General features: G+C 56.8%; 23 protein-coding genes and 1 tRNA gene. 11 read left to right on the top strand and 13 right to left on the bottom strand.

Features of this window, described 5'->3' with window-relative positions; translation table 11 throughout:
* Positions 1 to 10: 10 nt before the first annotated feature.
* Positions 11 to 86: transfer RNA gene (locus QZ517_RS13365), tRNA-Ala, on the bottom strand.
* Between the two features lie 99 nt (positions 87 to 185).
* Positions 186 to 518, bottom strand: a complete 333-nt coding sequence (locus QZ517_RS13360; RefSeq protein ID WP_294227697.1) for a TIGR02300 family protein — start codon at positions 516 to 518, stop codon at positions 186 to 188.
* 108 nt (positions 519 to 626) lie between these two features.
* Here QZ517_RS13360 and QZ517_RS13355 point away from each other — a divergent pair, with 108 nt between their 5' ends.
* Together QZ517_RS13355 and QZ517_RS13350 are read left to right on the top strand one after the other, a co-directional pair.
* A complete protein-coding gene (locus QZ517_RS13355; RefSeq protein WP_294227693.1) occupies positions 627 to 1319 on the top strand; it encodes a SprT family zinc-dependent metalloprotease in 693 nt (230 codons plus the stop codon).
* 45 nt (positions 1320 to 1364) lie between these two features.
* Complete coding sequence (locus QZ517_RS13350) at positions 1365 to 2018, top strand: GntR family transcriptional regulator (RefSeq protein ID WP_294227691.1); 654 nt, start codon at positions 1365 to 1367, stop codon at positions 2016 to 2018.
* A 6-nt stretch (positions 2019 to 2024) separates the two neighbouring features.
* Here the strand turns inward: QZ517_RS13350 and QZ517_RS13345 are convergent, their stop codons facing one another.
* The gene (locus tag QZ517_RS13345) at positions 2025 to 3350 is read right to left on the bottom strand and encodes an MFS transporter (protein WP_294227689.1); all 1326 of its coding nucleotides are present in this window, start codon (positions 3348 to 3350) and stop codon (positions 2025 to 2027) included.
* A 125-nt stretch (positions 3351 to 3475) separates the two neighbouring features.
* On the opposite strand from QZ517_RS13345, the gene QZ517_RS13340 reads away from it, so the two are divergent.
* Together QZ517_RS13340 and QZ517_RS13335 are read left to right on the top strand one after the other, a co-directional pair.
* Positions 3476 to 4459 (top strand): NAD(P)H-quinone oxidoreductase, encoded by a 984-nt coding sequence (locus QZ517_RS13340; protein ID WP_294227686.1) that lies wholly within the window; start codon positions 3476 to 3478, stop codon positions 4457 to 4459.
* Positions 4460 to 4581: 122 nt separating this feature from the next.
* Positions 4582 to 5883 carry a ferredoxin reductase family protein gene (locus QZ517_RS13335; protein ID WP_294227684.1) on the top strand — a complete coding sequence of 434 codons (1302 nt, stop codon included), beginning with the start codon at positions 4582 to 4584 and terminating at the stop codon, positions 5881 to 5883.
* A gap of 248 nt (positions 5884 to 6131) precedes the next feature.
* Here the strand turns inward: QZ517_RS13335 and QZ517_RS13330 are convergent, their stop codons facing one another.
* The 4 genes from QZ517_RS13330 to dgcN form a co-directional block, all read right to left on the bottom strand.
* Positions 6132 to 6992 carry a D-amino-acid transaminase gene (locus QZ517_RS13330; protein ID WP_294227682.1) on the bottom strand — a complete coding sequence of 287 codons (861 nt, stop codon included), beginning with the start codon at positions 6990 to 6992 and terminating at the stop codon, positions 6132 to 6134.
* A 66-nt stretch (positions 6993 to 7058) separates the two neighbouring features.
* A complete protein-coding gene (locus tag QZ517_RS13325) occupies positions 7059 to 7781 on the bottom strand; it encodes a DUF4189 domain-containing protein (protein WP_294227680.1) in 723 nt (240 codons plus the stop codon).
* A gap of 219 nt (positions 7782 to 8000) precedes the next feature.
* Entirely contained in the window at positions 8001 to 8963 is a 963-nt protein-coding gene (gene dgcA, locus QZ517_RS13320; protein ID WP_294227678.1) for an N-acetyl-D-Glu racemase DgcA, read from the bottom strand.
* A gap of 191 nt (positions 8964 to 9154) precedes the next feature.
* Positions 9155 to 10156: an N-acetyltransferase DgcN gene (gene dgcN / locus QZ517_RS13315; protein WP_294227676.1), complete on the bottom strand. Its 1002-nt coding sequence runs from the start codon at positions 10154 to 10156 to the stop codon at positions 9155 to 9157.
* 335 nt (positions 10157 to 10491) lie between these two features.
* On the opposite strand from dgcN, the gene QZ517_RS13310 reads away from it, so the two are divergent.
* Positions 10492 to 11451 carry an L-malyl-CoA/beta-methylmalyl-CoA lyase gene (locus QZ517_RS13310; protein ID WP_294227674.1) on the top strand — a complete coding sequence of 320 codons (960 nt, stop codon included), beginning with the start codon at positions 10492 to 10494 and terminating at the stop codon, positions 11449 to 11451.
* A gap of 74 nt (positions 11452 to 11525) precedes the next feature.
* Here QZ517_RS13310 and QZ517_RS13305 read toward each other — a convergent pair whose 3' ends face one another.
* Positions 11526 to 11978, bottom strand: coding sequence for an Lrp/AsnC family transcriptional regulator (locus tag QZ517_RS13305; protein ID WP_294227672.1), 453 nt, complete (start codon positions 11976 to 11978; stop codon positions 11526 to 11528).
* Positions 11979 to 12050: 72 nt separating this feature from the next.
* Here QZ517_RS13305 and QZ517_RS13300 point away from each other — a divergent pair, with 72 nt between their 5' ends.
* Both QZ517_RS13300 and QZ517_RS13295 read left to right on the top strand, forming a co-directional pair.
* The gene (locus QZ517_RS13300) at positions 12051 to 12662 is read left to right on the top strand and encodes a LysE family translocator (RefSeq protein ID WP_294227670.1); all 612 of its coding nucleotides are present in this window, start codon (positions 12051 to 12053) and stop codon (positions 12660 to 12662) included.
* 108 nt (positions 12663 to 12770) lie between these two features.
* Entirely contained in the window at positions 12771 to 13733 is a 963-nt protein-coding gene (locus QZ517_RS13295; protein WP_294227668.1) for an acetyl-CoA carboxylase carboxyltransferase subunit alpha, read from the top strand.
* Positions 13734 to 13837: 104 nt separating this feature from the next.
* Here QZ517_RS13295 and QZ517_RS13290 read toward each other — a convergent pair whose 3' ends face one another.
* The gene (locus QZ517_RS13290) at positions 13838 to 14530 is read right to left on the bottom strand and encodes a COQ9 family protein (protein WP_294227666.1); all 693 of its coding nucleotides are present in this window, start codon (positions 14528 to 14530) and stop codon (positions 13838 to 13840) included.
* A gap of 122 nt (positions 14531 to 14652) precedes the next feature.
* On the opposite strand from QZ517_RS13290, the gene rpsU reads away from it, so the two are divergent.
* Positions 14653 to 14859, top strand: a complete 207-nt coding sequence (rpsU, locus tag QZ517_RS13285) for a 30S ribosomal protein S21 (protein ID WP_008207378.1) — start codon at positions 14653 to 14655, stop codon at positions 14857 to 14859.
* Positions 14860 to 15006: 147 nt separating this feature from the next.
* The gene (locus tag QZ517_RS13280; RefSeq protein WP_294227600.1) at positions 15007 to 16077 is read left to right on the top strand and encodes an adenylate/guanylate cyclase domain-containing protein; all 1071 of its coding nucleotides are present in this window, start codon (positions 15007 to 15009) and stop codon (positions 16075 to 16077) included.
* Positions 16078 to 16080: 3 nt separating this feature from the next.
* Here the strand turns inward: QZ517_RS13280 and QZ517_RS13275 are convergent, their stop codons facing one another.
* Positions 16081 to 18132: a DEAD/DEAH box helicase gene (locus tag QZ517_RS13275; protein WP_294227598.1), complete on the bottom strand. Its 2052-nt coding sequence runs from the start codon at positions 18130 to 18132 to the stop codon at positions 16081 to 16083.
* A gap of 260 nt (positions 18133 to 18392) precedes the next feature.
* Here QZ517_RS13275 and yghU point away from each other — a divergent pair, with 260 nt between their 5' ends.
* Positions 18393 to 19265, top strand: a complete 873-nt coding sequence (gene yghU / locus QZ517_RS13270; RefSeq protein ID WP_294227597.1) for a glutathione-dependent disulfide-bond oxidoreductase — start codon at positions 18393 to 18395, stop codon at positions 19263 to 19265.
* 173 nt (positions 19266 to 19438) lie between these two features.
* Positions 19439 to 20077: a LysE family translocator gene (locus QZ517_RS13265; RefSeq protein WP_294227596.1), complete on the top strand. Its 639-nt coding sequence runs from the start codon at positions 19439 to 19441 to the stop codon at positions 20075 to 20077.
* A 7-nt stretch (positions 20078 to 20084) separates the two neighbouring features.
* Here the strand turns inward: QZ517_RS13265 and QZ517_RS13260 are convergent, their stop codons facing one another.
* The 3 genes from QZ517_RS13260 to QZ517_RS13250 all read right to left on the bottom strand — a co-directional run.
* Entirely contained in the window at positions 20085 to 21671 is a 1587-nt protein-coding gene (locus QZ517_RS13260; RefSeq protein ID WP_294227594.1) for a GMC family oxidoreductase N-terminal domain-containing protein, read from the bottom strand.
* Positions 21672 to 21744: 73 nt separating this feature from the next.
* The gene (gene sigJ, locus QZ517_RS13255) at positions 21745 to 22623 is read right to left on the bottom strand and encodes an RNA polymerase sigma factor SigJ (protein WP_294227592.1); all 879 of its coding nucleotides are present in this window, start codon (positions 22621 to 22623) and stop codon (positions 21745 to 21747) included.
* Positions 22624 to 23117 (bottom strand): hypothetical protein (locus QZ517_RS13250; protein ID WP_294227591.1); only part of this gene is annotated, 494 nt, incomplete at its 5' end.

The raw sequence follows: 23117 nt of genomic DNA, 5'->3' as shown, positions 1-23117 counted from the left end.
GTGGGTGGTTTGGTGGAGCCTAGGAGGATCGAACTCCTGACCTCTTCGCTGCCAGCGAAGCGCTCTCCCAGCTGAGCTAAGGCCCCAAACCAGTCAGGCATCTCTGCCTGTGCGCGCCTAATTAGGCGCATCCCGGGGCGGGTTCAAGCGAAAAATTCCGCCCCGGTGTAACTTTTTTCCGACGATTAGTTTTCTTCGTCGTCAGCCGCAACATCCGCAATTTCATCAAGCGAAACGTTGTCGTCTTCGTCATCATCATCGTCCAGAACGTCGTCTTCGAGTTCCAGATCAACGGTGTCATCATCATCCAGCACGTCGTCTGCGGAATCCGCATCCTTCGCTTTTGCCTTCAGTGTTGCCGCATCCTCTCGGTCTGCCGCAATCATCCGGCTCTTGCCGGCTTCTACTTCCACGACATCGCCCGTGTAGGGGCTGATGACTGGGTTTTTGTTCAGGTCATAGAATCGCTTGCCGGTGGTTGGGCAAACGCGCTTGACGCCCCATTCTTCATTGGGCATGGGTTGTCCCCTTCAATCGGTTGAGTCTCTCTCGACGATTTGGGGGAGGTGCCATAACAATGGCCCCGTGTCAAAGGGTAACATCGCATTGTCGCTATAGGAGCGCAGATGGCGCAATTTAACATCTCTGGAACGCCTTCTGTGACGGTGGCTTTGCGCCGATCGGCCCGTGCGCGCCGGATCAGCCTCAGAGTGTCGCGACTTGATGGGAAAGTGACGCTGACGATTCCCTCAAATGTGTCTGACCGTGAGGCGATGGCGTTTGCCCATGAGAAGCAGGACTGGCTGCGCAAGCAAGTCGCCCAACAACCGGAGTCTGTTGTGGTGGCACATGGGGCAGAGGTGCCAGTTGCGGGTCGCACGCGCTTGATTGTGCCAGGGGCAGGGCGCTCTGTGCAGTTGGGGGCTGATGAACTGGCCGTGCCCGGCAAACCAGAGCTGGTCGGGCGCAAGGTACAGGGCTTCCTCAAAGAACTTGCGCGCCATCGGCTGGTCGAAGCTGTGGATCACTACGGCGCGCGCTTGGGACGTCAGCCCACCAAACTTACGCTGCGCGACACCCGGTCTCGTTGGGGCTCTTGCTCGTCGACCCGCGCGTTGATGTTCTCTTGGCGGTTGGTTATGGCCGCGCCGGATGTGCTGGACTACGTCGCTGCCCACGAAGTGGCTCACCTCAAGGAAATGAATCACTCCCAGGCCTTTTGGAACGAAGTCACCATCATCCATGGTCCCTACGAGGCCCCGCGCCGCTGGCTGCGCCACCAGGGCCAGGAATTGCACCGCTACCAATTTGGCGGGTAACCGCGCCACATTGACCTTTGCATCATTTGTGATCACAAAGGCCGCATGATCACATCCAGCCGTCCCGCTCCTGACCAATCCGCCGCCGCCCACGACCGCGTGTACCGCACCCTGCGCGCGAGCATCATGTATGGCGAGCTGGCCCCAGGGGCCGCTCTCACACTACGAGGCATCGGCAAAGAGTTTGGTGTGTCCATGACCCCAGCCCGCGAAGCCGTACGCCGTCTGGTGGCCGAAGGCGCATTGACCCTGTCCAACTCCGGCCGTGTCGCCACACCAGAGCTCAGCAGCGAGCGGCTAGAGGAGCTTGCCGCCCTGCGCGCGTTGATCGAGGTTGAGCTGGCCAGCCGCGCGCTGCCCCGTGCTCATATGGCGCTGATCGACCGTCTTATCGCCATCAATGGCACCGTGGCGGATGCGGTGAGCAAGCGCGATTCCGTCGGTTATATCCGTGCCAATCTGGAATTTCACCGCACGCTTTATCTGCGCGCCCAGGCACCGGCAATGTTGGCCATGGCGGAAACCGTTTGGTTGCAGCTTGGCCCCACCATGCGCGCGCTTTATGGCCGCCTGCGCCAGACCGAGCCGCCGCACTATCACCGTCTGATCATTGCTGCGCTCAAAGCTGGGGACGAGCCCGGCCTGCGCCTTGCGGTGCGCTCTGATGTGACCCAAGGCCTGCGTCTGCTGGCCCGCTAAGCCAACTTAGCCGTGTGTTGGCCACACTTGGTGTTCGTCATCAATCACAAAGGCATGCGCATGGCGGCGTCCACCCTGCGCTTTCAGATGTGGGTGATCCTCGGGGAGCTCGGGGTGCTCATGCATCACCTCTTTGGGTGCCGGTGTCCAAACCCAATAGCCCACCAATGTGCTCGCCAATCCAACCACACCCAGCACCAGCAACGACATCGCCTGTGAACCCTGTGTCGCACTCCAGCCGGCCAGTGGATAGGCGACCAGCCAACACACGTGGCTGAGCGCAAATTGCGCGGTGAACACTGCTGGGCGGTCCTCTGCGTGTGCCGATCGGCGTAACAGGCGGCCCGAAGGGGTCAGTATCGCAGAGAACAGCGCTCCAACAACGGCCCAGAGCCCCAAAAACGCGGGCCAGCTCAAAATGCCAAAACTCTGCATCCACAGCCCATGTGCCACCGTAATTCCGGCCAAGGCAACCGCGCTGGTGCCCATGACCCTGCGATCCGGCAGTTGCTCCAGCAGGCGCGGCAACGACAACGCGGCCACCATGCTGCCCGCCCCAAAGGCACCCATGGCCATCGCAAGCCCGGCCTCGCCCATGCCATAGCCATCGCGCACCAACACCACAGTGTTCACCAGCACGTAAGCCACGCTCGCAGCTGCCGCCATGTTGAACGCCAGCAATCCGCGCAGGCGCGGTGTTGACAGATAGATCCAGGCACCCCGAGTCAGGCGTTCGCGAAAGGGACGGTCTTTGCTTTTGGGGCGCGGCGGCAAAATTGTGATCAGGATCAACAGAGTGGAGATCAAGAAACCCGCCGCGGTGCCGACAAACAACCCGTGATAGCTCATCACCAAAAGCAATATGCCCGCAAGCGCTGGGGACAGCAGGTTCTCCAGATCATAGGCCAAACGCGACAGCGAGAGCGCCCGCGTGTAGTCTTCTTCTTTGGCCAGAATGTCCGGAATGATCGCCTGAAAGGTAGGGGTGAACAGCGCGGACGCGCTCTGGAGTAAGAAGATCAGCACATAAATCTGCGCCACCGAATCCACAAACGGAAAAAACAGCGCCACGCCAAACCGCACCAAGTCCGCAAAAATCAAAACGCCCCGGCGGGGCAGGCGGGCCGCCAGAGCGCCCAGCACCGGGGACAAGCCCACATAGGCCACCATCTTGATGGCATACGCAGTGCCCAAGACCGCGCCAGCCGCAGGTCCTGCCAAATCATAGGCCAAAAGCCCCAGGGCAATGGTTAACAGTCCGGTGCCTGCGAGGGCCACAACTTGGGCTGCAAACAACTTGGCGAAGGCTGGGTGTTTGAGAATCCGTAACATAGCGCCACCCTAGTCTGGATGTGCCAAAGGGCAAGAGATCCCGTCGCCACGTCAGCGCGACAAAAGTGCCTGTTCCCCTGTCCCCGCCCTCTGTTAGACAGGACGTACATCACAGGGAGATCACCATGCCACAGACCATGAACGCCGTTGAAATTTCAAAACCCGGTGCTGCGGATGTGCTTCAAATGGTGACGCGTCCCATTCCCACACCTGGTCCCGGCGAAGTGCTGATCAAAGTGGCCTATGCGGGTGTGAACCGGCCTGATGTGTTGCAACGTGCCGGGCTTTATAACCCGCCAGCCAATGCCTCAGACCTTCCGGGCCTTGAGGCCTCGGGCACCATCGCTGCAGTCGGCGCAGGTGTGAGTGAATGGTCCGAAGGTGACGCCGTCTGCGCGCTTCTTCCCGGTGGTGGCTATGCCGAATATGTCCTCACCCCAGCTGCCCATTGCTTGCCGGTCCCCAAAAGCATGGGCATGAAGGAAGCGGCTTGTCTGCCGGAAACTTTCTTCACCGTCTATTCCAACGTCTTCCAGCGCGGCGGGTTGAAGGCCGGTGAGCGCTTTTTGGTACACGGCGGCTCGTCTGGCATTGGCACAACAGCAATCCAGCTGGCCAATGCCTTTGGCGCGCGCGTGTTCACTACCGCAGGCTCTGATGAGAAATGTGCCGCCTGCCTGAAACTTGGTGCGGAAAAAGCGATCAACTATCGCGCGGAAGACTTTGTTGATGTGCTGCGGGCTGAGGGTGGTGCCAACCTGATCTTGGATATGGTTGGCGGTGACTACCTGCCGCGCAATGTGAAATCACTGGCTGATGACGGGCGCCTTGTGCAAATCGCGTTTTTGCAAGGCCCGCAAATCCAGCTCAACTTTGCCCATGTGATGATGCGCCGTCTGACCATCACCGGCTCCACTCTGCGTCCGCAAAGCGATCTGGCCAAAGCCAAGATTGCCGACGCGCTGCGCGCGGACGTCTGGCCACTGCTGGACAGCGGGCGTGTTGCGCCAGTTATGGACAGCGAGTTTGCTCTGGCGGATGCGGTGGCGGCGCATCAACGCATGGAAAGCAGCGGGCATATTGGCAAAATCGTGATGAAAGTGTCCTAAACTCAGGTTTATTCCGCCGTTTTTGGCGGATTACCCTCTTCCCACTGCGGCTGCCCTTGGGGCATGTAGACCACGCGAACTGATGGCCCGCTGAGGCCTAGGCACGAGGTGGGAACAGGACCGTGAAAAAATTTGGACTTCTTTTGGTGGCAGTGGCGTTGGCGCTGCCGTTTGTGTGGTGGCCAGAAATTGCGCAAGGTCGCGATGGCACCGCACTTTTTAGTCAGTATCTCGGGCTAGCGGCGCTCATCGCCATGATGTTCTCTCACCTGATCGCCACCCGCTGGCCCGGCGTGGAAATGATCTTTGGTCCGATGGATCAATCTTACCGTTTGCACAAATGGCTCGGTATCGGCTCCATGGTGGCTATTCTGTTGCACGACACCATTGATGCGGACATGAAAGGGCTTGGGCAGGAAACCATGTTGGTCGATCTGGCGGAAACGCTGGGTGAAATAAGCCTCTATGGCCTGCTGATGCTGGTGGTGATTACGGTTGCGACATTTATTCCGTATCACCTGTGGAAATGGACCCACCGCTTCATTGGCATATTTTTCCTGTTTGGCGCTTTCCACTACCTCTTCATTCTGAAGCCGTTCAAAAATGGCGATCCACTGGGCCTCTATATGTGGGCTGTCTGCATCGTCGGTACCATGGCCTATGTTTGGACCTCTGCACCGCGCGGCATGCGCCCCAGAAAGCACTACAAGATCTCGGCGGTCACAAAGCAGGGCGACGCGATTGCCGTGGACATGACGGCCACCGGTCGCCCTTTGCGCCACCGTGCGGGGCAGTTTGCCTTTTTCCGCTTCTCAGGTGCAGGCCTGAATGAACCACACCCATTCACCATCTCCTCGGCACCATCGGACGATGGGTCTCTACGCATCACCGTTGCGCCTTTGGGTGATCTGACCAACCGCGTCTCACGCAGCCTTGCCGTGGGGCAGGCGGTGCAAACAGACGGTCCGTATGGTCATTTCGGACGGGCCAAAGGGGCCCAGGTTTGGATCGCGGCAGGTGTAGGTGTCACCCCGTTTGTGGCCCTGGCACAGGATCTGCCAAAGGACGCGGCGCCGGTGGCTTTGGTTCACTGTGTGCGTGACCAATCCAACGCACCACACCTTGCGGAGTTGGAGAAACTTGCAGCTGAAAAACCAAATCTCACGCTGATCCTGTGGCAAAGCGCCGAGCGTGGCCGCTTCTCCGCCGCCGCGTTGCCTGATCTGATCCCCGATCTCTCCTCCCGCAAAGTCCTTTTCTGCGGCCCGGTCCCCATGCGCCGAACCCTGTCCAGAGATCTGCCAAAGCACGGCATCTCTCAACGCAGCTTCCACTACGAAGCGTTTGAGATTCGCACCGGCATCGGCATCCGCCGTTTGGCGGAATGGTTATGGCAGCGACATCAAGCGCGCAGCACAGAGTAGGGAAACCAATGCACTAGCGGGCTCCGGGATATACAAGCAACCATTGGTTGACTTGCATATCAATCTCGGCGACCATGGGTTTACTCATTTTTATACATGCTGATTGCCGCCACTCACGCTATTTCACAATCAGCATGCCATGCCCCGCTCACGGGACAACGATCTGTGTGTTGTGACGCTGCCGCAAGCAAAAGGGCCGGAGTGTCACCACCCCAGCCCCTGTTGTTTATCGGCCAAATGCGCGTCGCTCAGATCGCGGCTTTCCGGCTTTCGTCCAGATAGATCTCACGCAGACGTGTCGCAATTGGCCCCGGTTTCCCGGTTCCCAACGCCACGCCGTCGATCTCCACCACAGGCATCACAAACGCACTTGCGGAGGTCGTAAACGCCTCATCCGCGCCCTGCGCTTCCTCAATCGTGAACAGCCGCTCTTCGATCTTCAGTTGCGCCTCCGCCGCCATGCGCAGCACCGCCTTGCGGGTGATCCCGTGCAAAATATCTGTGCTCAAAGGCCGCGTCACAATCACGCCGTCCTTCACAAAATAGGCGTTGTTGGAGGTGCCCTCGGTCACATAGCCGTCTTCTACCAGCCAGGCATCATCCGCACCGGCTTTTTTGGCCATCATCTTGCCCATCGACGGGTACAGAAGCTGCACGGTCTTGATGTCACGACGGCCCCAGCGGATGTCGTCAATCGAGATGATCTTGGCACCCTTCTTGGCCGCAGGATTGTCCGCCAGGCCTGGTTTGTTCTGCGTAAACAGCACGATGGATGGAGGTGTGTCCTCAGACGGGAAAACAAAATCCCGGTCGCCGTCGCTGCCGCGCGTCACCTGCAAATAGATCAGCCCTTCCACAATCCCGTTTTCTTCCACCAGCTTGCGATGGATCGCCAGCAGCTCGTCTTTGCTGCAAGGCTCTGCCATGTCCAGCTCATCCAGCGAGCGCTTCAAACGCACCGCGTGGCCGTCAAAGTCAATTAGCTTGCCGTCCAAAACAGACGTCACCTCATAGACCGCATCCGCCATCAGGAACCCACGGTCAAAAATCGAAATCTTGGCGTCTTCTTCCGGCAGGTACTCGCCATTGACGTAAACAGTGCGGCTCATGCTTTGGGGTATCCTTCTTGTCAGTCTGGCGCGCGTGGCCAGCATTTTCTTCAGCGGTTTACTTGATTATCGAACGGCTGCATAGCGGGCATCACCCTGCAAAAGCTGCGCCTTTTGCTGTCCGCCGCTAATGTGTATCCAGGCCACACGGGCTTCACCGTTTTTCAAACTGTCGATGTATAGACAGCGGGTACCCATGGCTTTGCCTGAGTCCCAGTAGCTGTCAAACATGCACATCAAACCATTTGGTGTTGCACGCCAGCTATCAAAATGGCTCAACAATGCGCCACCTCGGCCTTTGCCGTGCTGCTCCCCACCAGATTTTTGAAACCACAACAGAAACGGACTGTTACCTTTGGTCATCAGGCTGCGGTTGGTCAGTAGTGCTTCCAACGCGGCATCACGTGGCAAAGTTGCCTTGGTCACGGCGCCTTTTTTCAAAGCGTTGTACTCTGCCTTCGCGGCCGCCTTGTTGCCCGTAAAGGTGCCGGGTGCAAACCCAAATACCTTCGCCGCATCTTTGGCTTTCAGTGGCTTGTAGATCGTGGTGACCTTTTTGGTCTGTACCACTGCTGGCGCTACTCGCTTGCCATTTAAGGAATACACCATGCAATCGCGCTGCTTTTTGCGCATGTGTTCGCGACAATAGGCAAGGGCTTGGGCTTGCGCATCTTTGGCAGAGTTTTTGCCATAGGTGTATCCCCAGGCGCCGTCAGGGGAGATCGCAAAGGCTTTCGTTCCCTTCTGTGATTTCTGCTCCTCATACGCGGCCGCCTGCTTGGCAGTCATGGTGACGGTCCATTGAGATTGCGCCGAAGCACTTGAAGAAACCGCAACCAACCCGAATGTGAGGGCCGCCAATTTTTGGAAGATGTTTTGGAAGCCAAAAAATACCATGTTCAAATCACTCTTTATGGTCTACGTGCGCCTAGTCGAAACCGGCGTTCCCAGATTATTGTTATTCAAACACAAAGCTGTAAACCGCAAATCCGGCAAGATGTGGTGACATCACCCCCAGAGCGCCGCGCTGGGCGGGTGCACACCGTCTTCATCAAACACCAACGGCACGTCCCGATCTTCGGCCAGCAACAATGGCCCGTCCAAATCGGTCACCATCGCGCCTTGCGCCACCAATGTCGCCGGGGCCATCGCCAAGGAACTGCCGACCATACAGCCAACCATCACCTTGTATCCTTCGGCCAGCGCGGCCTCGCGCAAACGCAGCGCCTCGGTCAATCCACCGGTTTTGTCGAGCTTGATGTTCACCACATCATATTTGCCTTTCAGCTTGGACAACGTCGAACAGTCATGCGCGCTTTCATCGGCGCACACTGGCACCGGCCGCTCCATGCCAATCAGCGCGTCATCATCCCCAGCAGGCAGCGGTTGCTCCACCAACGCCACGCCAAGCCGCACCAGATGGGGTGCCAAATCGGCATAGACCTCGGCAGACCAGCCTTCATTGGCGTCCACGATGATTGTCGATTTTGGTGCACCCGCGCGCACCGCTTCCAATCGGGCCATGTCATCTGGTGTGCCCAGTTTGATTTTGAGCAGCGGTCGATGGGCGTTTTTGGCGGCCTGCGCCTGCATCTCTGCCGGTTCTGCCAAAGACAGCGTATAAGCGGTGATCTCTGGTCCCGGCTTGGGCAATCCGGCCAACTCCCAAGCGCGCTTTCCCGCCTTTTTGCACTCCAGATCCCAAAGCGCACAGTCGAGTGCATTGCGTGCCGCACCTGCCGGCAAGGTATACAGACCTTGGCGTGTCACTGGGCCTTTGACGCTTTCAATCAGTTGTGTGACATTTTCCAATGTTTCGCCGTAGCGCGCATACGGCACACATTCACCCCAACCAACATGTCCGTCTTCCTCGACCTTCACGGTCAGAACTTTGGCTTCGGTGCGCGACCCACGGGAAATGGTGAACACCTGCGCCAGTTTGAACACATCAGGGGTGACGGAAATTTGCATAAGACAGCCTTCATTTTCGGGGGCATTCCGAAACCTTGTGACCGGCCGATAGGTCGGTCTGCGCCTGCCTGCCCCCCGGCAGGCGCACATGCAACGCCGTGTCATGACGAAGCGCTGCAATTTTTTGCGATGCTAATGAGAAAATCTCACGAAGCACAAGCACCTACCTAGGCAGGCGCAGACCTTTCAGCTCACAACGCTGCCAGCGCATCCACCAGCTTACCCGCACCAAAGCGGAACGGGTCGGTGGCAGGCAGCCCCATCTCTGCCTCAACCTCTGCCAGATAAGCCTTGGCCTCGTCTTCCCCCATATGCTGGGTGTTGACCGATACGCCCACAACCTGACAGGCGGGGTTGCCCACTTGGGCCAGCGGCAAGGCCATGTCGCGCAGCTGCGTCAGACTTGGCAGGTCATAGCCGGGCAAGCCACGCATGTGATCGCGGGTTGGCTCATGTGCCAGGATCAACGCGTCTGGCTGGCCGCCGTGGATCAGCGCCATGGTCACACCGGAATAGGACACATGGAACAGGCTGCCCTGTCCTTCAATGTGATCCCAATGATCCTCATCGTTGTCAGGCGTCAGCCATTCGACAGAACCTGCCATAAAGTCTGCAATCACCGCGTCCAATGGCACGCCATCACCAGTGATTAGGATGCCAGTTTGGCCGGTCGCGCGGAAGCTCGACTTCAGGCCACGCTTGCGCATCTCAGCATCCATGCACAGCGCCGTGTACATCTTGCCGACGGAACAATCTGTGCCCACGGCAAGCACCCGTTTACCGCTGCGCTTTTTGCCATTGGCAATTGGGAATTCCACCTCTGGCACCCGCACATCGTGCAGCTTGCGTCCGGTGGCTTCGGCCACCGCCACAAGATCGGGCTCGTCGCGCAGCAGATTGTGCAGGCCAGAGGCCAGATCAAAGCCTTCTTCCAGCGCCATAACCAGCACTTTTTTCCACTCCTGGGAGATCACGCCACCGCGGTTTGCAACGCCAATCACCAGTGTTTTGGCGCCGGCTTTGCGGGCTTCCACGAGGGTCATATCGGTCAACCCCATGTCAGCTTTGCAGCCCTCCATGCGGAATTGTCCCACGGCGTTGTCTGGACGCCAGTCTTTGATGCCCTGCGCCACTTTGGCCGCCAGTTGGTCTGGTGCGTCGCCCAAGAACAGAAGGTATGGAGTTTCGATCATCGCGCGTCCCTTTTGTGTGATCCCGAATGGAACGCAAAGTCTAAGCGCAAGAAGTTGGATCAGGTTCTCAAATGTTGCGGACGATTGGCCAATGTGTGCAAATTCCTTCGAATATTGCCCAAGTTAACGAAAGAAATTTGCTGCACCTGCAAGAAATTGGCACCTCCGCTAAACAGTCGCAATACCGACGCTATACCGACGTGCAATTGCTGTAGGGAATGCCGCGACGCGGCGAAATTAATGCCGCGCGCGCACAATTTACTTGCGGTTAGGTGCGCAACTTCCTAACAATCGACGTCAGAAAAACGTAACATCCTTACTTAGAGAGCGACGTCATGAGCTTCCGACTTCAGCCTGCCGCCCCCGCCCGCCCCAACCGCTGCCAGCTGTTTGGCCCGGCGTCCAACACCAAGCTTTTTGCCAAAATGGCGGCCTCTGCGGCGGATGTGATCAACATTGATCTGGAAGATTCCGTGGCGCCCTCAGACAAAGATCTGGCGCGGGCCAACGCAATTGAGGCTATTAATTCAATTGATTGGGGCAAAAAGACCCTGTCGGTGCGCATCAACAGCCTGGACACCCCCTATTGGTACCGCGACGTTGTGGATCTGCTGGAACAGGCGGGCGAGCGCCTCGATCAGATTATGATCCCCAAGGTGGGCTGCGCCGAAGACATCTATGCCGTGGACGCATTGGTGACCGCGATTGAAGCCGCCAAAGGCCGCAAAAAGCGTATGGCATTTGAGGTCATCATCGAATCGGCCGCCGGCATCGCCCACGTAGAAGCCATCGCCGCCGCCTCACCAAGACTCGAAGCCATGTCCCTCGGCGCCGCCGACTTCGCCGCGTCCATGGGGATGCAGACCACAGGTATTGGTGGCACGCAAGAAAACTACTACATGATGCATGAAGGCCAGAAGCACTGGTCTGATCCATGGCATTGGGCGCAGGCCGCGATTGTGGCTGCCTGCCGGACCCACGGCGTGCTGCCAGTGGATGGTCCATTTGGGGATTTCTCCGATGACGAAGGCTACATTGCGCAAGCCAAACGCTCCGCCACATTGGGCATGGTGGGCAAATGGGCAATCCACCCAAAACAGATCGGACTTGCCAACGAGGTATTCACCCCATCTGAAGGTGCGGTTTCCGAAGCGCGTGAGATCCTCGCAGCGATGGAAAAAGCCAAAGCCAACGGCGAAGGCGCCACCGTTTATAAAGGTCGTCTGGTTGATATTGCGTCGATCAAGCAGGCCGAAGTTATTGTGGCACAAGCCGAGCTGATTGCCGCTAGCTAAACATAAGTCTTTGACAATATTCCGAACACGCCCGAAGTTTTGTAGCTTCGGGCGTGTTCCATTTGCCAGGTCCGTTACGCGCGTTCGTCTTTAGGCGAGCCCATGACCACGTAACTGGTGATCGAATGCACCTGTTCGACGGTGCCCAACACTTCAGTATGAAACCGCTTGTAAGATGGCAAATCCGCCGCCTCGACGCGTAGCAGATACTCCACCTGCCCTGTGATGTTGTGACACTCCCGCACCTCCGGTGCCAAAGCCATGGCCCGCTCAAACGCCAGTTGCGAGTCCTTGGTGTGTTTGTTCAATCCCACGGTAATGTAGGCCACAAACCCCGTCCCCAAGGCTGCGCGGTCCAGCACGGCACGATAGCCGGTGATGATCCCCGTCTTCTCAAGCGTTGCAACTCGCCTCAAACACGCTGATGGGGACAGCCCCACTTTCTCCGCCAGTGCCAAGTTGCTCATGCGCCCATCTTTGGAGAGTTCACGCAATATATGTTCATCAATTTGATCAAGTGCCGCCATAAGTTGCAAATCTATCCGAATGACGCACAAAAACGCAACTCAAATGCGTGTGGTTTACGCCAAACTTTGAGCATGACTTATGAAATACTAACCGCTCTTCTCCTGTTTGCCTTTGTGTCGTCGATCACACCGGGGCCGAACAACCTTATGCTCATGGCCTCCGGCGCCAATTTTGGGTTTACCCGCACCATTCCGCATATGCTGGGCGTCGGCATTGGCTTTGTTGTGATGGTTGCCCTGGTTGGTATTGGGTTGATGCAAGTGTTTGATCGGTATCCGATTGCGCACACGGTTTTGGCGGTTGCGTCCGTTACCTACTTGCTCTGGCTGGCTTGGAAGGTTGCCAACGCTGGCGCGCCTGACGAAGGGGAGGGCACCGGTGGCACACCCATGACTTTCCTGCAGGCCGCAGGCTTTCAGTGGGTCAATCCAAAGGCTTGGACAATGGCGCTCACCGCCGTAACGCTCTATGCCCCCGACCGGTCTTTGACAGCAGTGCTTTTGGTGTCTGCCGCTTTTGGGGCCGTGAACCTGCCATGTGTCTCAAGCTGGACGGTGCTGGGGCAGCAAATGCGACGCTGGCTGACCTCCCCGGCACGATTGACGGCGTTCAACTGGACCATGGCGGGATTACTTGTACTGTCTCTCTATCCGGTGGTCGCCCCGATGGTATCAGTTGGCTAGAAATGGATTTCAGGGGCCGATGTGGCAGGGCTAAGTGCGCTTCCCGTTGCAATTACCCAAAGTCACCGTCATATAGCCTTGTCAAGAAACCAGTGTGTGGAGTGCACAATGACCAACTATCTCGACTTCGAAAAACCGCTCGCAGAGATTGAGGGCAAAGCCGAAGAACTGCGGGCGCTTGCGCAGCAGAACGAAGAGATGGATGTCAAAGACGAAGCCGCGGCGCTGGATCGCAAAGCGGCAGAGTTGCTGGAAGAACTTTATAAAGATCTGACACCTTGGCGGAAGTGCCAGGTGGCGCGCCATCCGGAACGTCCCCACTGCCGTGATTACCTTAACGAGCTGTTCACAGATTACACGCCGTTGGCAGGGGACCGAAACTTTGCTGATGACCTAGCTGTCATGGGCGGTTTGGCGCGGTTCAAGGATCAGCCAGTTGTGGTGATTGGCCAAGAGAAAGGCCACGATACCAAGTCGCGGATTTCTCACAACTTTGGCATGGCGCGCCCTGAGGGCTACCGCAAAGCTGTGCGCTTGATGGAAATGGCGGACAAGTTTGGCCTGCCGGTGGTGACGTTGGTCGACACGGCTGGAGCCTATCCAGGCAAAGGCGCCGAGGAGCGTGGCCAGTCCGAGGCCATCGCGCGCTCAACCGAGACATGTTTGCAAATTGGTGTGCCTTTGATCTCCGTGATCATTGGTGAAGGTGGCTCCGGCGGGGCTGTAGCCTTTGCCACCGCAAACCGCGTCGCGATGTTGGAGCACTCGGTGTATTCGGTGATCAGCCCAGAGGGCTGCGCCTCGATCCTGTGGAAAGACAGCACCAAGATGCGCGAAGCGGCTGAAGCGTTGCGCGTGACCGCCCAGGATTTGGAGCAGCTTGGAGTGGCAGACCGTGTAATCGCGGAGCCAATGGGCGGCGCACACCGTGACCGTGAGGCGACCATGCAAAGTGTTGCATCTGCGATTGAAACAATGCTTGGTGAGTTGGAAGGTAAGTCCAAAGAAGATCTTGTGGCGGATCGTCGAAAAAAATTCCTCGACATTGGCTCCAAAGGGTTGGCTGCTTAAAGCAGGACCAGCACCTCGAAATACCAAAATGAAACCCGATGGAGTGCGAACTCTATCGGGTTTTGCGTTTTAGGCCCTGCGGGCATGATGCGAAACACGCCGGCCTAGTTGCCCTTCTGTCCCCAATGACCAGGCATATTGCCCGGAAAGGTCGGCGCACGCAGCTTTGATAAGGCACCAAGCGGGCCAGCCATCACCTTACCGAGGGGGCTGTTGTTAAACTGCGCTTTGGATTTTTCAAACTGCATGACGTTTTCGATACGCCGGTCCAAAAACGCCCAAGTGGCGGCATGGCCTTCGCTGTCATCTCCCAGCCAATACAGCACCGTCGCAGAGTAGACCGCCGACAGTGTCGCGCGTTTGGAATACCAATTGATGTCTTGTGACGTATCGCCAATGGCCGTCCAAATGGCGTCCGCTGTGCCCCATACCAGTTGCGCACCTGCTGCTGCATGTTGGGGCAGGGCAAAGAGCGTGCTGCCTCGTCGAACGATTTCGCGATCGGGGCACAGTTCAAGCCGCGTGCGCACTGCAAAAGTAATTTTCTCGCGGATTTTCATCTCCAAAAGCACGTCTTCACTGAGGGCCATTACCATCTGAGAATCACCACGCTTATGATAGGCAACTGCCAGGTCCATCGCGCCACGCGGACAGAGCGCTTTGGCCACAACCGGGTCCACACCACTTTCGTCAATGGCGGCTTTAAATGCCGTGCCGGACCAGCCATCAAAGGGCACATGCATCGCTGCTGCGTCCAGAAGGCGGGAAATGACGTCGGTTTGCGCTGTCTCTGTCATGGCGGAACTCGCTTTGCGATGAGGCTGTTGCGGCCATACTAGACAAAGCGCAGGGGAGTTGCTATACGCGCGCTTCCTGCAATTTCATTGCAACTCAAACTTAGAAAGGTGGTGAAAACCACATGCAGGTTAGTGTTCGTGACAACAATGTCGATCAGGCGCTCCGCGCTCTGAAGAAAAAGCTGCAGCGTGAAGGCGTATTCCGCGAAATGAAGCTCAAGCAACATTTCGAGAAGCCGTCCGAGAAAAAAGCACGCGAAAAAGCTGAAGCGATCCGACGTGCCCGTAAACTGGCACGTAAGAAAGCACAGCGCGAAGGTATGCTCTAAGCACATCTTTTCCAGCTTTGGACACAAGAATTGACACCCCCATGGCCTGGCCATGGGGGTTTCTCTTTTGTTGTAGCAACAGAATTTGTGCTTACATGCGTGTAACCACCGAGCAAAGGCTCGCAAGAGAGCAGGACAGGACCCAAAATGAAGCGCACCTTTGGCTCGTTTGTGTTTGTGTTGGTCGCAGGCGCCATTATTGGGGCGCTCTACGGCCTCATGATGAATGAAATTTTGGACCGCAATTGGGGGCTGAAGGCCCCTATTCGTGGCGCGGTCCGTGGCATGGTTGTTGCGTCGGTTGCGGTCGTGCTTGAGGTCTGGATTAGCAACAGTGCCATCGGCCGGTGGCAGCGCAGCGTGAAGTTCCGCCGCGGCGTGGCGTTGCGCGTGATCATCACCTGTCTGATTATCTATGTCGCTTTGGCGGGCTCGCACCTTGTGTTGATCGCCGACAAGGAAATCTACGTGCAGTGGATCCAAAACGGGTTTGCTCCTGACTTTTTGTTTGCCCTAGGCGCAGGTGTGGTCATCCAAGTTATGTTGCAGGCACGGCGATTGATTGGCGGGCGCACGCTGACCTATTTCCTGTTGGGACGATATGCGCGCCCAACAGAAGAGCGCCGGATTTTTGTGTTGGCTGACCTCAAGGATTCAACATCCATTACAGAGAAGCTGGGTGATCAGAGGGCGTTGGAGCTGATTACCGGCGTGTTTCTGGACATTGACCCCGCGATCAAAAAGCACCGGGGGGTGATCCACAATTACGTGGGGGATGAAATCATCATGAGTTGGTTGGATCGCGGGCCAGATGGGAACATGCGGCTGTTGAAATGTATCGATGAGATTTTTCAGACGTTGTCGGTGCGACAGGCACATTACCTAAAAAAGTACGGCGTTGCGCCGACACTGCGTCTGGGGATTGCCGGTGGCCCAGTTGCTGTGGGGGAATGTGGCTGGGAAAAACGTCAGGTGGTCTACATTGGTGACACAATCAACAAGGCCAAACGCATGCAGGAAGCGTGTAAGCGCCACGATCTTTCGGTCATTCTCGACGCGGAGACGGCGCGTGGCATCACTATGCCAATGGGCATCGGAGTTGATGTGGTGGAAGAAGCCACCCTGCGTGGTCGGGCTGAGGCCACCAAAATGTTGACCCTTACAGGGCCAGACGGGACCGCCTTAGAGGCGCTCCCGTCGATGTCTGCTGCTGTCTAACAGTTATTTGCCAGACTTGCCTTTTGCCGCCGCTGCGCGGGCCTTGTTTTTCTTACTGTTGGATTTGCCTTTTGGCGGTGGTGGACCTTTTTGCGCGCGGGCTGGCTTAGCTTCGCTCAATGCGCCGTCAGCCATGGCTTTGCGGCGCGGGGCTGCATCGCCACCCGGTTTGGGCTTGCTAAACTTTGCCGAAGACTTTGGCTTCTTGAAGCGTGGCGCCGCATCGTCGTTCCAGTCCGTGGGTGGAGTGGATTTCCCATGCTTGGCACCGCCAGCAGGCTTTTTGCCTTTATTATCACCAAATTTTTCTGATTTTGGCTTGTCGTAAGCAGGCCGGTCATCCGCCGGTTTGCCTCGATAGGGCCGGTCAGAATTGTCTTTTTCGAACTTGCCACCGCCGCGATGTTCTTTGCGTGGACCTTTGCTCTTGTTGTAAGGCTTGCGATCGCCACCCTCACGTGGGGCACGAGCAGGCCCACGGTCAAAGACAGGATCGCTGTCCATTTGTGCCAGTTTGGCACCTTCTTCCAAAGTCAGGTCCGGGCCAACCGCGGTCAGAAAGCCCGCGACGCTGCTTTCGAGAACTTGCACGTAGCTTTCAGACTGATTGATGCGGATGGCACCAATGTCGTCTTTGGTCAGATTGCCTGCTTTGCACAGCATTGGCAGCAGACGGCGTGGTTCGGCGTTCTTGTCGCGGCCACCCTCAATGGAGAACCAGACGCTCTTGCCAAAGTCTTTGCGCGGTGTGGGTTTCGCGTCGGAGGCGGTGATCTCTTCTGGTGCGGAATGTTTGGAATTGTAAAGGCGCAAGTAGGCAGCAGCCACTTGCTCCGCACTAAATGTTCCAAGCAAAGATTCAATTAGAGGCGTTTCAGACTCTGTAATGTCCACGGTCCAATCGGGATCGGCAAACATGCGGGCGTGATCTTGTGTGCTGACCTCTTCTGCGGAAGGCGCGCCAGACCATTCGGCGTCCAATTTGGCAAAACGCAACAGGCGTTCGGCTTTGTTGCGTGACTTGCGGGTCACGATCAACGCAGAGACACCCTTGCGACCGGCACGACCGGTGCGGCCGGAGCGGTGTAGCAAGGTTTCGTGGTTGTTAGGCAGTTCCGCATGCACCACCAGATCAAGGTTGGGCAAATCGATGCCACGTGCCGCTACATCTGTGGCCACGCAGACGCGGGCACGGCCGTCCCGCATGGCTTGTAGGGCGTTGGTGCGCTCTGACTGGGACAGTTCGCCAGACAAAGACACGACTTGGAAGCCGCGGTTTGAGAGGCGCGTGGTCAGGCGCGCAACCATGGCGCGGGTGTTGGCAAATACAATGGCGTTGGGCGCTTCATAAAACCGCAACGTGTTGATCACAGCGTTTTCGCCATCTCGGTCCGTCACCGTCATGGCACGGTACGTAATGTCAGCGTGCTGTTTCTCTTTGGATTTGGTTTCCACGCGGATGGCGTCGCGCTGATAGTTTTTCGCCAGTTGCGCAATCATTTTTGGCACGGTTGCGGAGAACAGCAGTGTCTGACGATCCTCAGGAACCTGTTCCAGGATAAACTCCAGCTCTTCGCGGAAGCCCAGATCCAGCATTTCGTCCGCTTCATCCAGCACCACAGCGCGAACGTCCAGCAGATCGATGGAGCCGCGGTCAATGTGATCCCGCAAGCGCCCCGGCGTTGCGACAACAATATGCGCGCCGCGGGCCAGCGCCCGACGTTCATCGCGCATGTCCATGCCACCAACACAGGACGCGACTTTGGCGCCGGCCTGAGCATAGAGCCAAGTGAGCTCGCGTTTCACTTGAAGCGCAAGTTCCCGGGTTGGCGCAATGATCAACGCAAGCGGCGCTCCGGCCTGCGGAAAGTTTTCGGCTTCGCCCAAAAGTGTGGAGGCAATGGCCAGGCCAAAGCCAATGGTTTTGCCGGAGCCAGTTTGAGCAGATACCAGAAGGTCTTTGCCTTCCAGTTCAGGATTCATAACCGCTTCTTGAACCGGAGTTAGTTTTTCATAGCCTTTGGCGTCCAGCGCGGCTTGGATTGCTTGTTTCACAGTGATGTCTACTTTGTATCAGAGGAGTGCCAGCATGACGGCGTCGGCGGGCTCCCTCATCGTCTGAACCGCTCTCATCATCGTGTTTTGGCAAGAAGCGCAGCCTTTAGCCGATAATTGTCGACATGTATAGCCTTGGTGCATTCTGCGTTAACGGGGATGTGAGGTGAAAGTTTCCAACAATTTGCGCCACGCGGTTTGAAACCGCCGAGAAAGACTTAAGTTAACCCAAACGCAATTTGCAAACAGGGCCTGAGATTATGACCGAGAGCTACACTCCTCCCAAAGTCTGGAAATGGGACGCCGCGAGCGGCGGAAAATTTGCCAACATCAACCGACCGGTCGCTGGGTCCACCCATGACAAAGATTTGGCGCGTGGGGAACACCCGTTTCAGCTGTACTCACTTGCAACGCCAAACGGCGTGAAGGTAACGGTGATGTTCGAAGAGCTTCTGGAAGCGGGTCACAACGGCGCCGAGTATGATGCGTATTTGATCAATATTGGCGAAGGCGATCAGTTCTCCTCTGGCTTTGTTGACGTAAATCCAAATTCCAAGATTCCTGCGCTGTTGGATGTGAGTGGCGACAAAGAAGTGCGCGTGTTTGAAAGCGGCGCGATCTTGCTGCATCTCGCCGAGAAATTTGACGCCTTCCTGGGGCCAAAAGACAACCGCGCAGAAATGATCAGCTGGCTGTTCTGGCAAATGGGCAGTGCGCCGTATCTGGGTGGCGGTTTTGGTCATTTCTATGCCTATGCCCCGGAAAAATGGCAGTATCCAATTGACCGGTTCTCCATGGAGGCCAAGCGTCAGCTGGATGTGTTGGATCGTCAGTTGGCGGACAACACCTACATTGCTGGCGAAGAGTACACTGTTGCAGATATCGCAATTTGGGCGTGGTACGGGCAACTGGCTCTGGGGCGTCTGTATGAAGCGGCGGAATTCCTGGATGTGGCGAGCTACAAAAACGTGGTGCGTTGGGCAGAAGCCATTGACGCCCGTCCGGCGGTGAAACGTGGCCGCATGGTGAACCGCGCGTGGGGGGAGTTGGACGAACAACTTCGCGAGCGTCATGCGGCGGAAGACTTCGAGACGCGTACTCAGGATAAGCTTGAGCCAGAGGCTGCCGAATAAGAGGCGCTGCCCCCGTCACTTCGACAATGTGACTCCCCCGGGATTTTTGAGCAAATGAGAAGAATGGCGTCGCTCACAGAGGGCGACGCCTTTTTTGTGCCCGACACAATGAATGCATTGCTGAGATGTCACTACTCCTTTCAGTTTGGGCGAAACAAAGGAGAGGTGTGCCAATGACGTGGTCTGAGGTTTTGACGTTTGCTCTGGTGGCAAGCCTGTTGGTTATGTCCCCAGGCCCTAATGGGGTTTTGATTGCAAAGACAGTGCCGACATCTGGCCGTGCGGCAGGAATTGCCAACGTCGCGGGATTTGTCGCCGCGTTTTACGGCCACGGGATTTTATCCGTTCTTGGAATTTCCGTGCTGTTGGTTCAGTCAGCGGTGGCCTTTTCTGTCGTTAAATTTATCGGTGCAGCCTACCTGTTCTGGATTGGTTTCAAAGCACTTGTGAGTGCGTGGCGCGGTGCGGAGGTTGCCTCTACAGTCACGCCGTCCAAAACCAAACGCACCTTATGGAAAGCCTTTGGTGAGGGTGTTTTGACCAATGGATTAAATCCTAAAGTGTCGATGTTTTACCTCGCTGCGTTTCCGCAGTTTTTGTCCGTCGGTGACGCGTCGGTCGTCTCCGCCCTCACGCTGGTGACCTTACACGCCACGATTAACGCAGTGTGGTTTTGTGCGATGGTGTTGCTATTTGCGCGTCTCACATTGTCCGCAAAAAGCGACCGCTTTCAACGTGGGTTGAAAGCTGTGACAGGCACGGTCTTTGTAGGTTTTTCTGTCAAGCTGGCAACGTTGCGGGCCAGCTTGTAGACGCATCCTATGACCCTGATGCCAGCATCAGCTTCGCCGCCTTTTCCCCAATCATGATGCAGGGTGAGTTGGTGTTGCCACTGGTGATTTTGGGCATGATTGAAGCATCAACAACACGCAAGCCGCCAACGCCACGCAGACGCAACTCCGCATCCAGCGGTGCTGCGGAGTCACTGCCCATGCGCACCGTCCCAACTGGGTGAAAAATGGTGGTGCCAATGTCCCCAGCGGCTTGAGCCAGGTCTGTATCATCTTGTGCAGTGATGCCGGGTTTCATTTCCTCAGGCGCGTATTTGGCCATTGGACCCTGCGCCATAATACTACGCGCTTGGCGAATTGCCGCGATCGCCGTTGCGCGGTCGCCTTCGGTAGACAGGTAATTGGGCGCGATTTTTGGAGGTTTGGCCGGATCAGGTGAGGCGATCTCCACAGTCCCCCGACTTTCTGGGCGTAGATTACACACACTGGCGGTCATGGCTGGGAAATCATGCAGTGGTTGCCCAAAGGCCTCCAAAGACAAGGGTTGCACATGGTATTCAAGGTCAGGCGTTGCCACGTCCGGGCGTGACTTGGTGAAGGCCCCCAGCTGACTGGGCGCCATCGACATCGGGCCGCTGCGTTTGAGGAGGTACTCCATGCCAATTTTGGCTTTTCCAAATAGGGAGGCGGCCATGGTGTTGAGCGTTTTGGCACCGTCGAGCTTCCACGCACAGCGCAGTTGCAAATGGTCTTGCAGATTGTTGCCAATCTCTGGTTGGTCGAGCTGCACATCAATGCCGTGGCGCTGCAACAATGCGCCGGACCCTATGCCAGAAAGCTGCAAAATCTGGGGGGAGTTTACTGCACCCGCTGAGAGTACAATATCGCCTCCGCAGCGTGCCTGATGTAACGTGCCGTTCTGACGATACTCCACGCCAACAACCTTGCCGCCTTCAATAAGAAGTCGCGTGGTGTGGGCGTGCGTTTCAATTTTGATGCGGCCGTCTTTCTGAGGCCGCAGGAAGGCTTTCGAGGTGTTCCAACGGAAACCATGATGCTGGTTGACCTTAAAGTAGCCAACCCCCTCGTTATTGCCGCGATTGAAGTCCTCTGTGCGTGGTACGCCCATGGCTTCGGCCGCCGCCATCCAATCATCCAGCACATCCCATTGAAGGCGTTGGTTGTTCACGTGCCAGGGGCCACCCGCACCGTGCATATCGGAGGGGCCGTCCATGTAATCTTCTGACTTTTTGAACAGCGGTAATACGTCATCCCAGGCCCATCCCGACAAACCCATTTGCCGCCAACCGTTATAGTCCGCGGCTTGACCTCGCAGATACAACATGCCGTTTATAGAAGAGCAGCCGCCCAACACTTTGCCACGGGGATAGAGAAGTTGCCGACCGTTTAAGCCACTTTCGGGGGCCGTTTTATACATCCAATCGGTGCGAGGGTTGCCGATACAATAAAGGTAGCCCATCGGGATATGGATCCAGTGGTAATTGTCTTTTCCGCCCGCTTCCAAAAGCAAAACGCGGCGCCCACCTTCTGCAAGCCGTGCCGCGACAACACAGCCTGCGCTGCCTGCGCCTACAACAATGTGATCCCAGTCCATTTTTCTCTTCCCCTCGCTCCGCGGAAGAGAAAACGGGTAAGTCGCGTGTAAGTCAATTCATTTGTCGGACATTTCAGCCGTGAGGCTTTTCCACCTTCAGCTTCTCTAGGTTGCGCATCACATAAATCCAGTTCGCAGCTCCGCTGGGATCCGGTAAAACAAGGGTCAACGTGTCCAGTACGTCGCCTGTATAGCGCGCCAGCGCTGGTTGAGAATTTGCAAAAACCATCGCGTAGGATACCCCATAGAGGTCTTTGGCTTTTTCCATCACAGCTTGTGTCACGGTGATGATGTCTTTCGGCCCGTGCAGAATGCGGAATGCAGCAGATGCTTTACCACCCCCATCGGTGATTGCCATCGCGTCTTGTGAGACCATTTTGATGGCCTGATCATGGTCCTGAGTGGCGGCGAAAAAAAACGTTTCAACCGCTTTGGCAGCATCTTCAGGGGACACGTCAAACCGCGGTCCGCTGGTTTGCAGGCGTTTATGTGCTCGGCTGACCATCTGGCGACAGGCGGCCTCAGATTTGCCAAGCGTTGTTGCGATTTCAGAGTAATCCGCATCAAAAGCCTCTCGCAGTACAAAAGCTGCGCGTTCTGTCGGCGACAGCCGCTCCATCGCCCAAAGCAAAGCCAGCTCACATTCCTGCGCCAGTTGAAATCGGCTTTCGGTTGAAGGTCCGTGCTCCGATATGATCGGCTCAGGCAGCCAGGGCCCAATATAACTCTCACGCCGTGCGCGCGCAGATTTGAGCGTATCAAGGGCGATGTTTGTCGCCACACGGCGCAGCCAAGCGCCGGGATTGCGTATTGCGTCAGCGTCGGAGGCGGCAAACCGAAGCCAGGCCTCTTGTACCACATCCTCAGCAGAACTGATCTCGCCCAGCATCCGGTATGAGATCGACAGGAGCACAGGGCGCTCCTGTTCAAAAATTACTGTGTTGAGGTCCATCTAGACCGCCACCTTTCCGACCCGCCCATTTACAGTCAATTGTTGGCAAGCGTGTCCTTCGCCCAACCCACGTTTGAACACCGGGTAAAACCGTCCGGATGCAGCCGCAAAGCTTGCTGCGATTAGGGCCTGCTTCCCAAAGTGTGTACGTATGGTCTCCCCAAATGTGTTTGTCTCATATGAGCCGGAGAGTGTGTGTTGTGCAAATTGAAAGCCCAATCCCACATCGCCGGCTTCGTTGAAGCGGCCTTCAATGGCGGCAAGCAAAGCGTCTTCGTCCACACCTTCTTCCAGAGCGAAAGACACCACCAACTGTCCGCAAGGTCCACAATCACCGTCCAACGTGGAGGCCAGTAGGGCCCCAGCCCAGACAGCGCGGGCATCTTCCGGGCCTTTGTATTGGGTCAACATCGGCAACAATGTCAGGGCGATGCCTGCTTTGCTTGAGGCATCGATCACCTCATGCATATAGCCAACATCGTAGTCGTATTTTT

The organism is uncultured Shimia sp. (genome assembly GCF_913054185.1).
Taxonomy (GTDB): Bacteria; Pseudomonadota; Alphaproteobacteria; order Rhodobacterales; family Rhodobacteraceae; genus Shimia.
The sequence above is the reverse complement of the archived record's forward strand: the minus strand, read 5'-3'. Positions and strand labels throughout refer to the sequence as shown.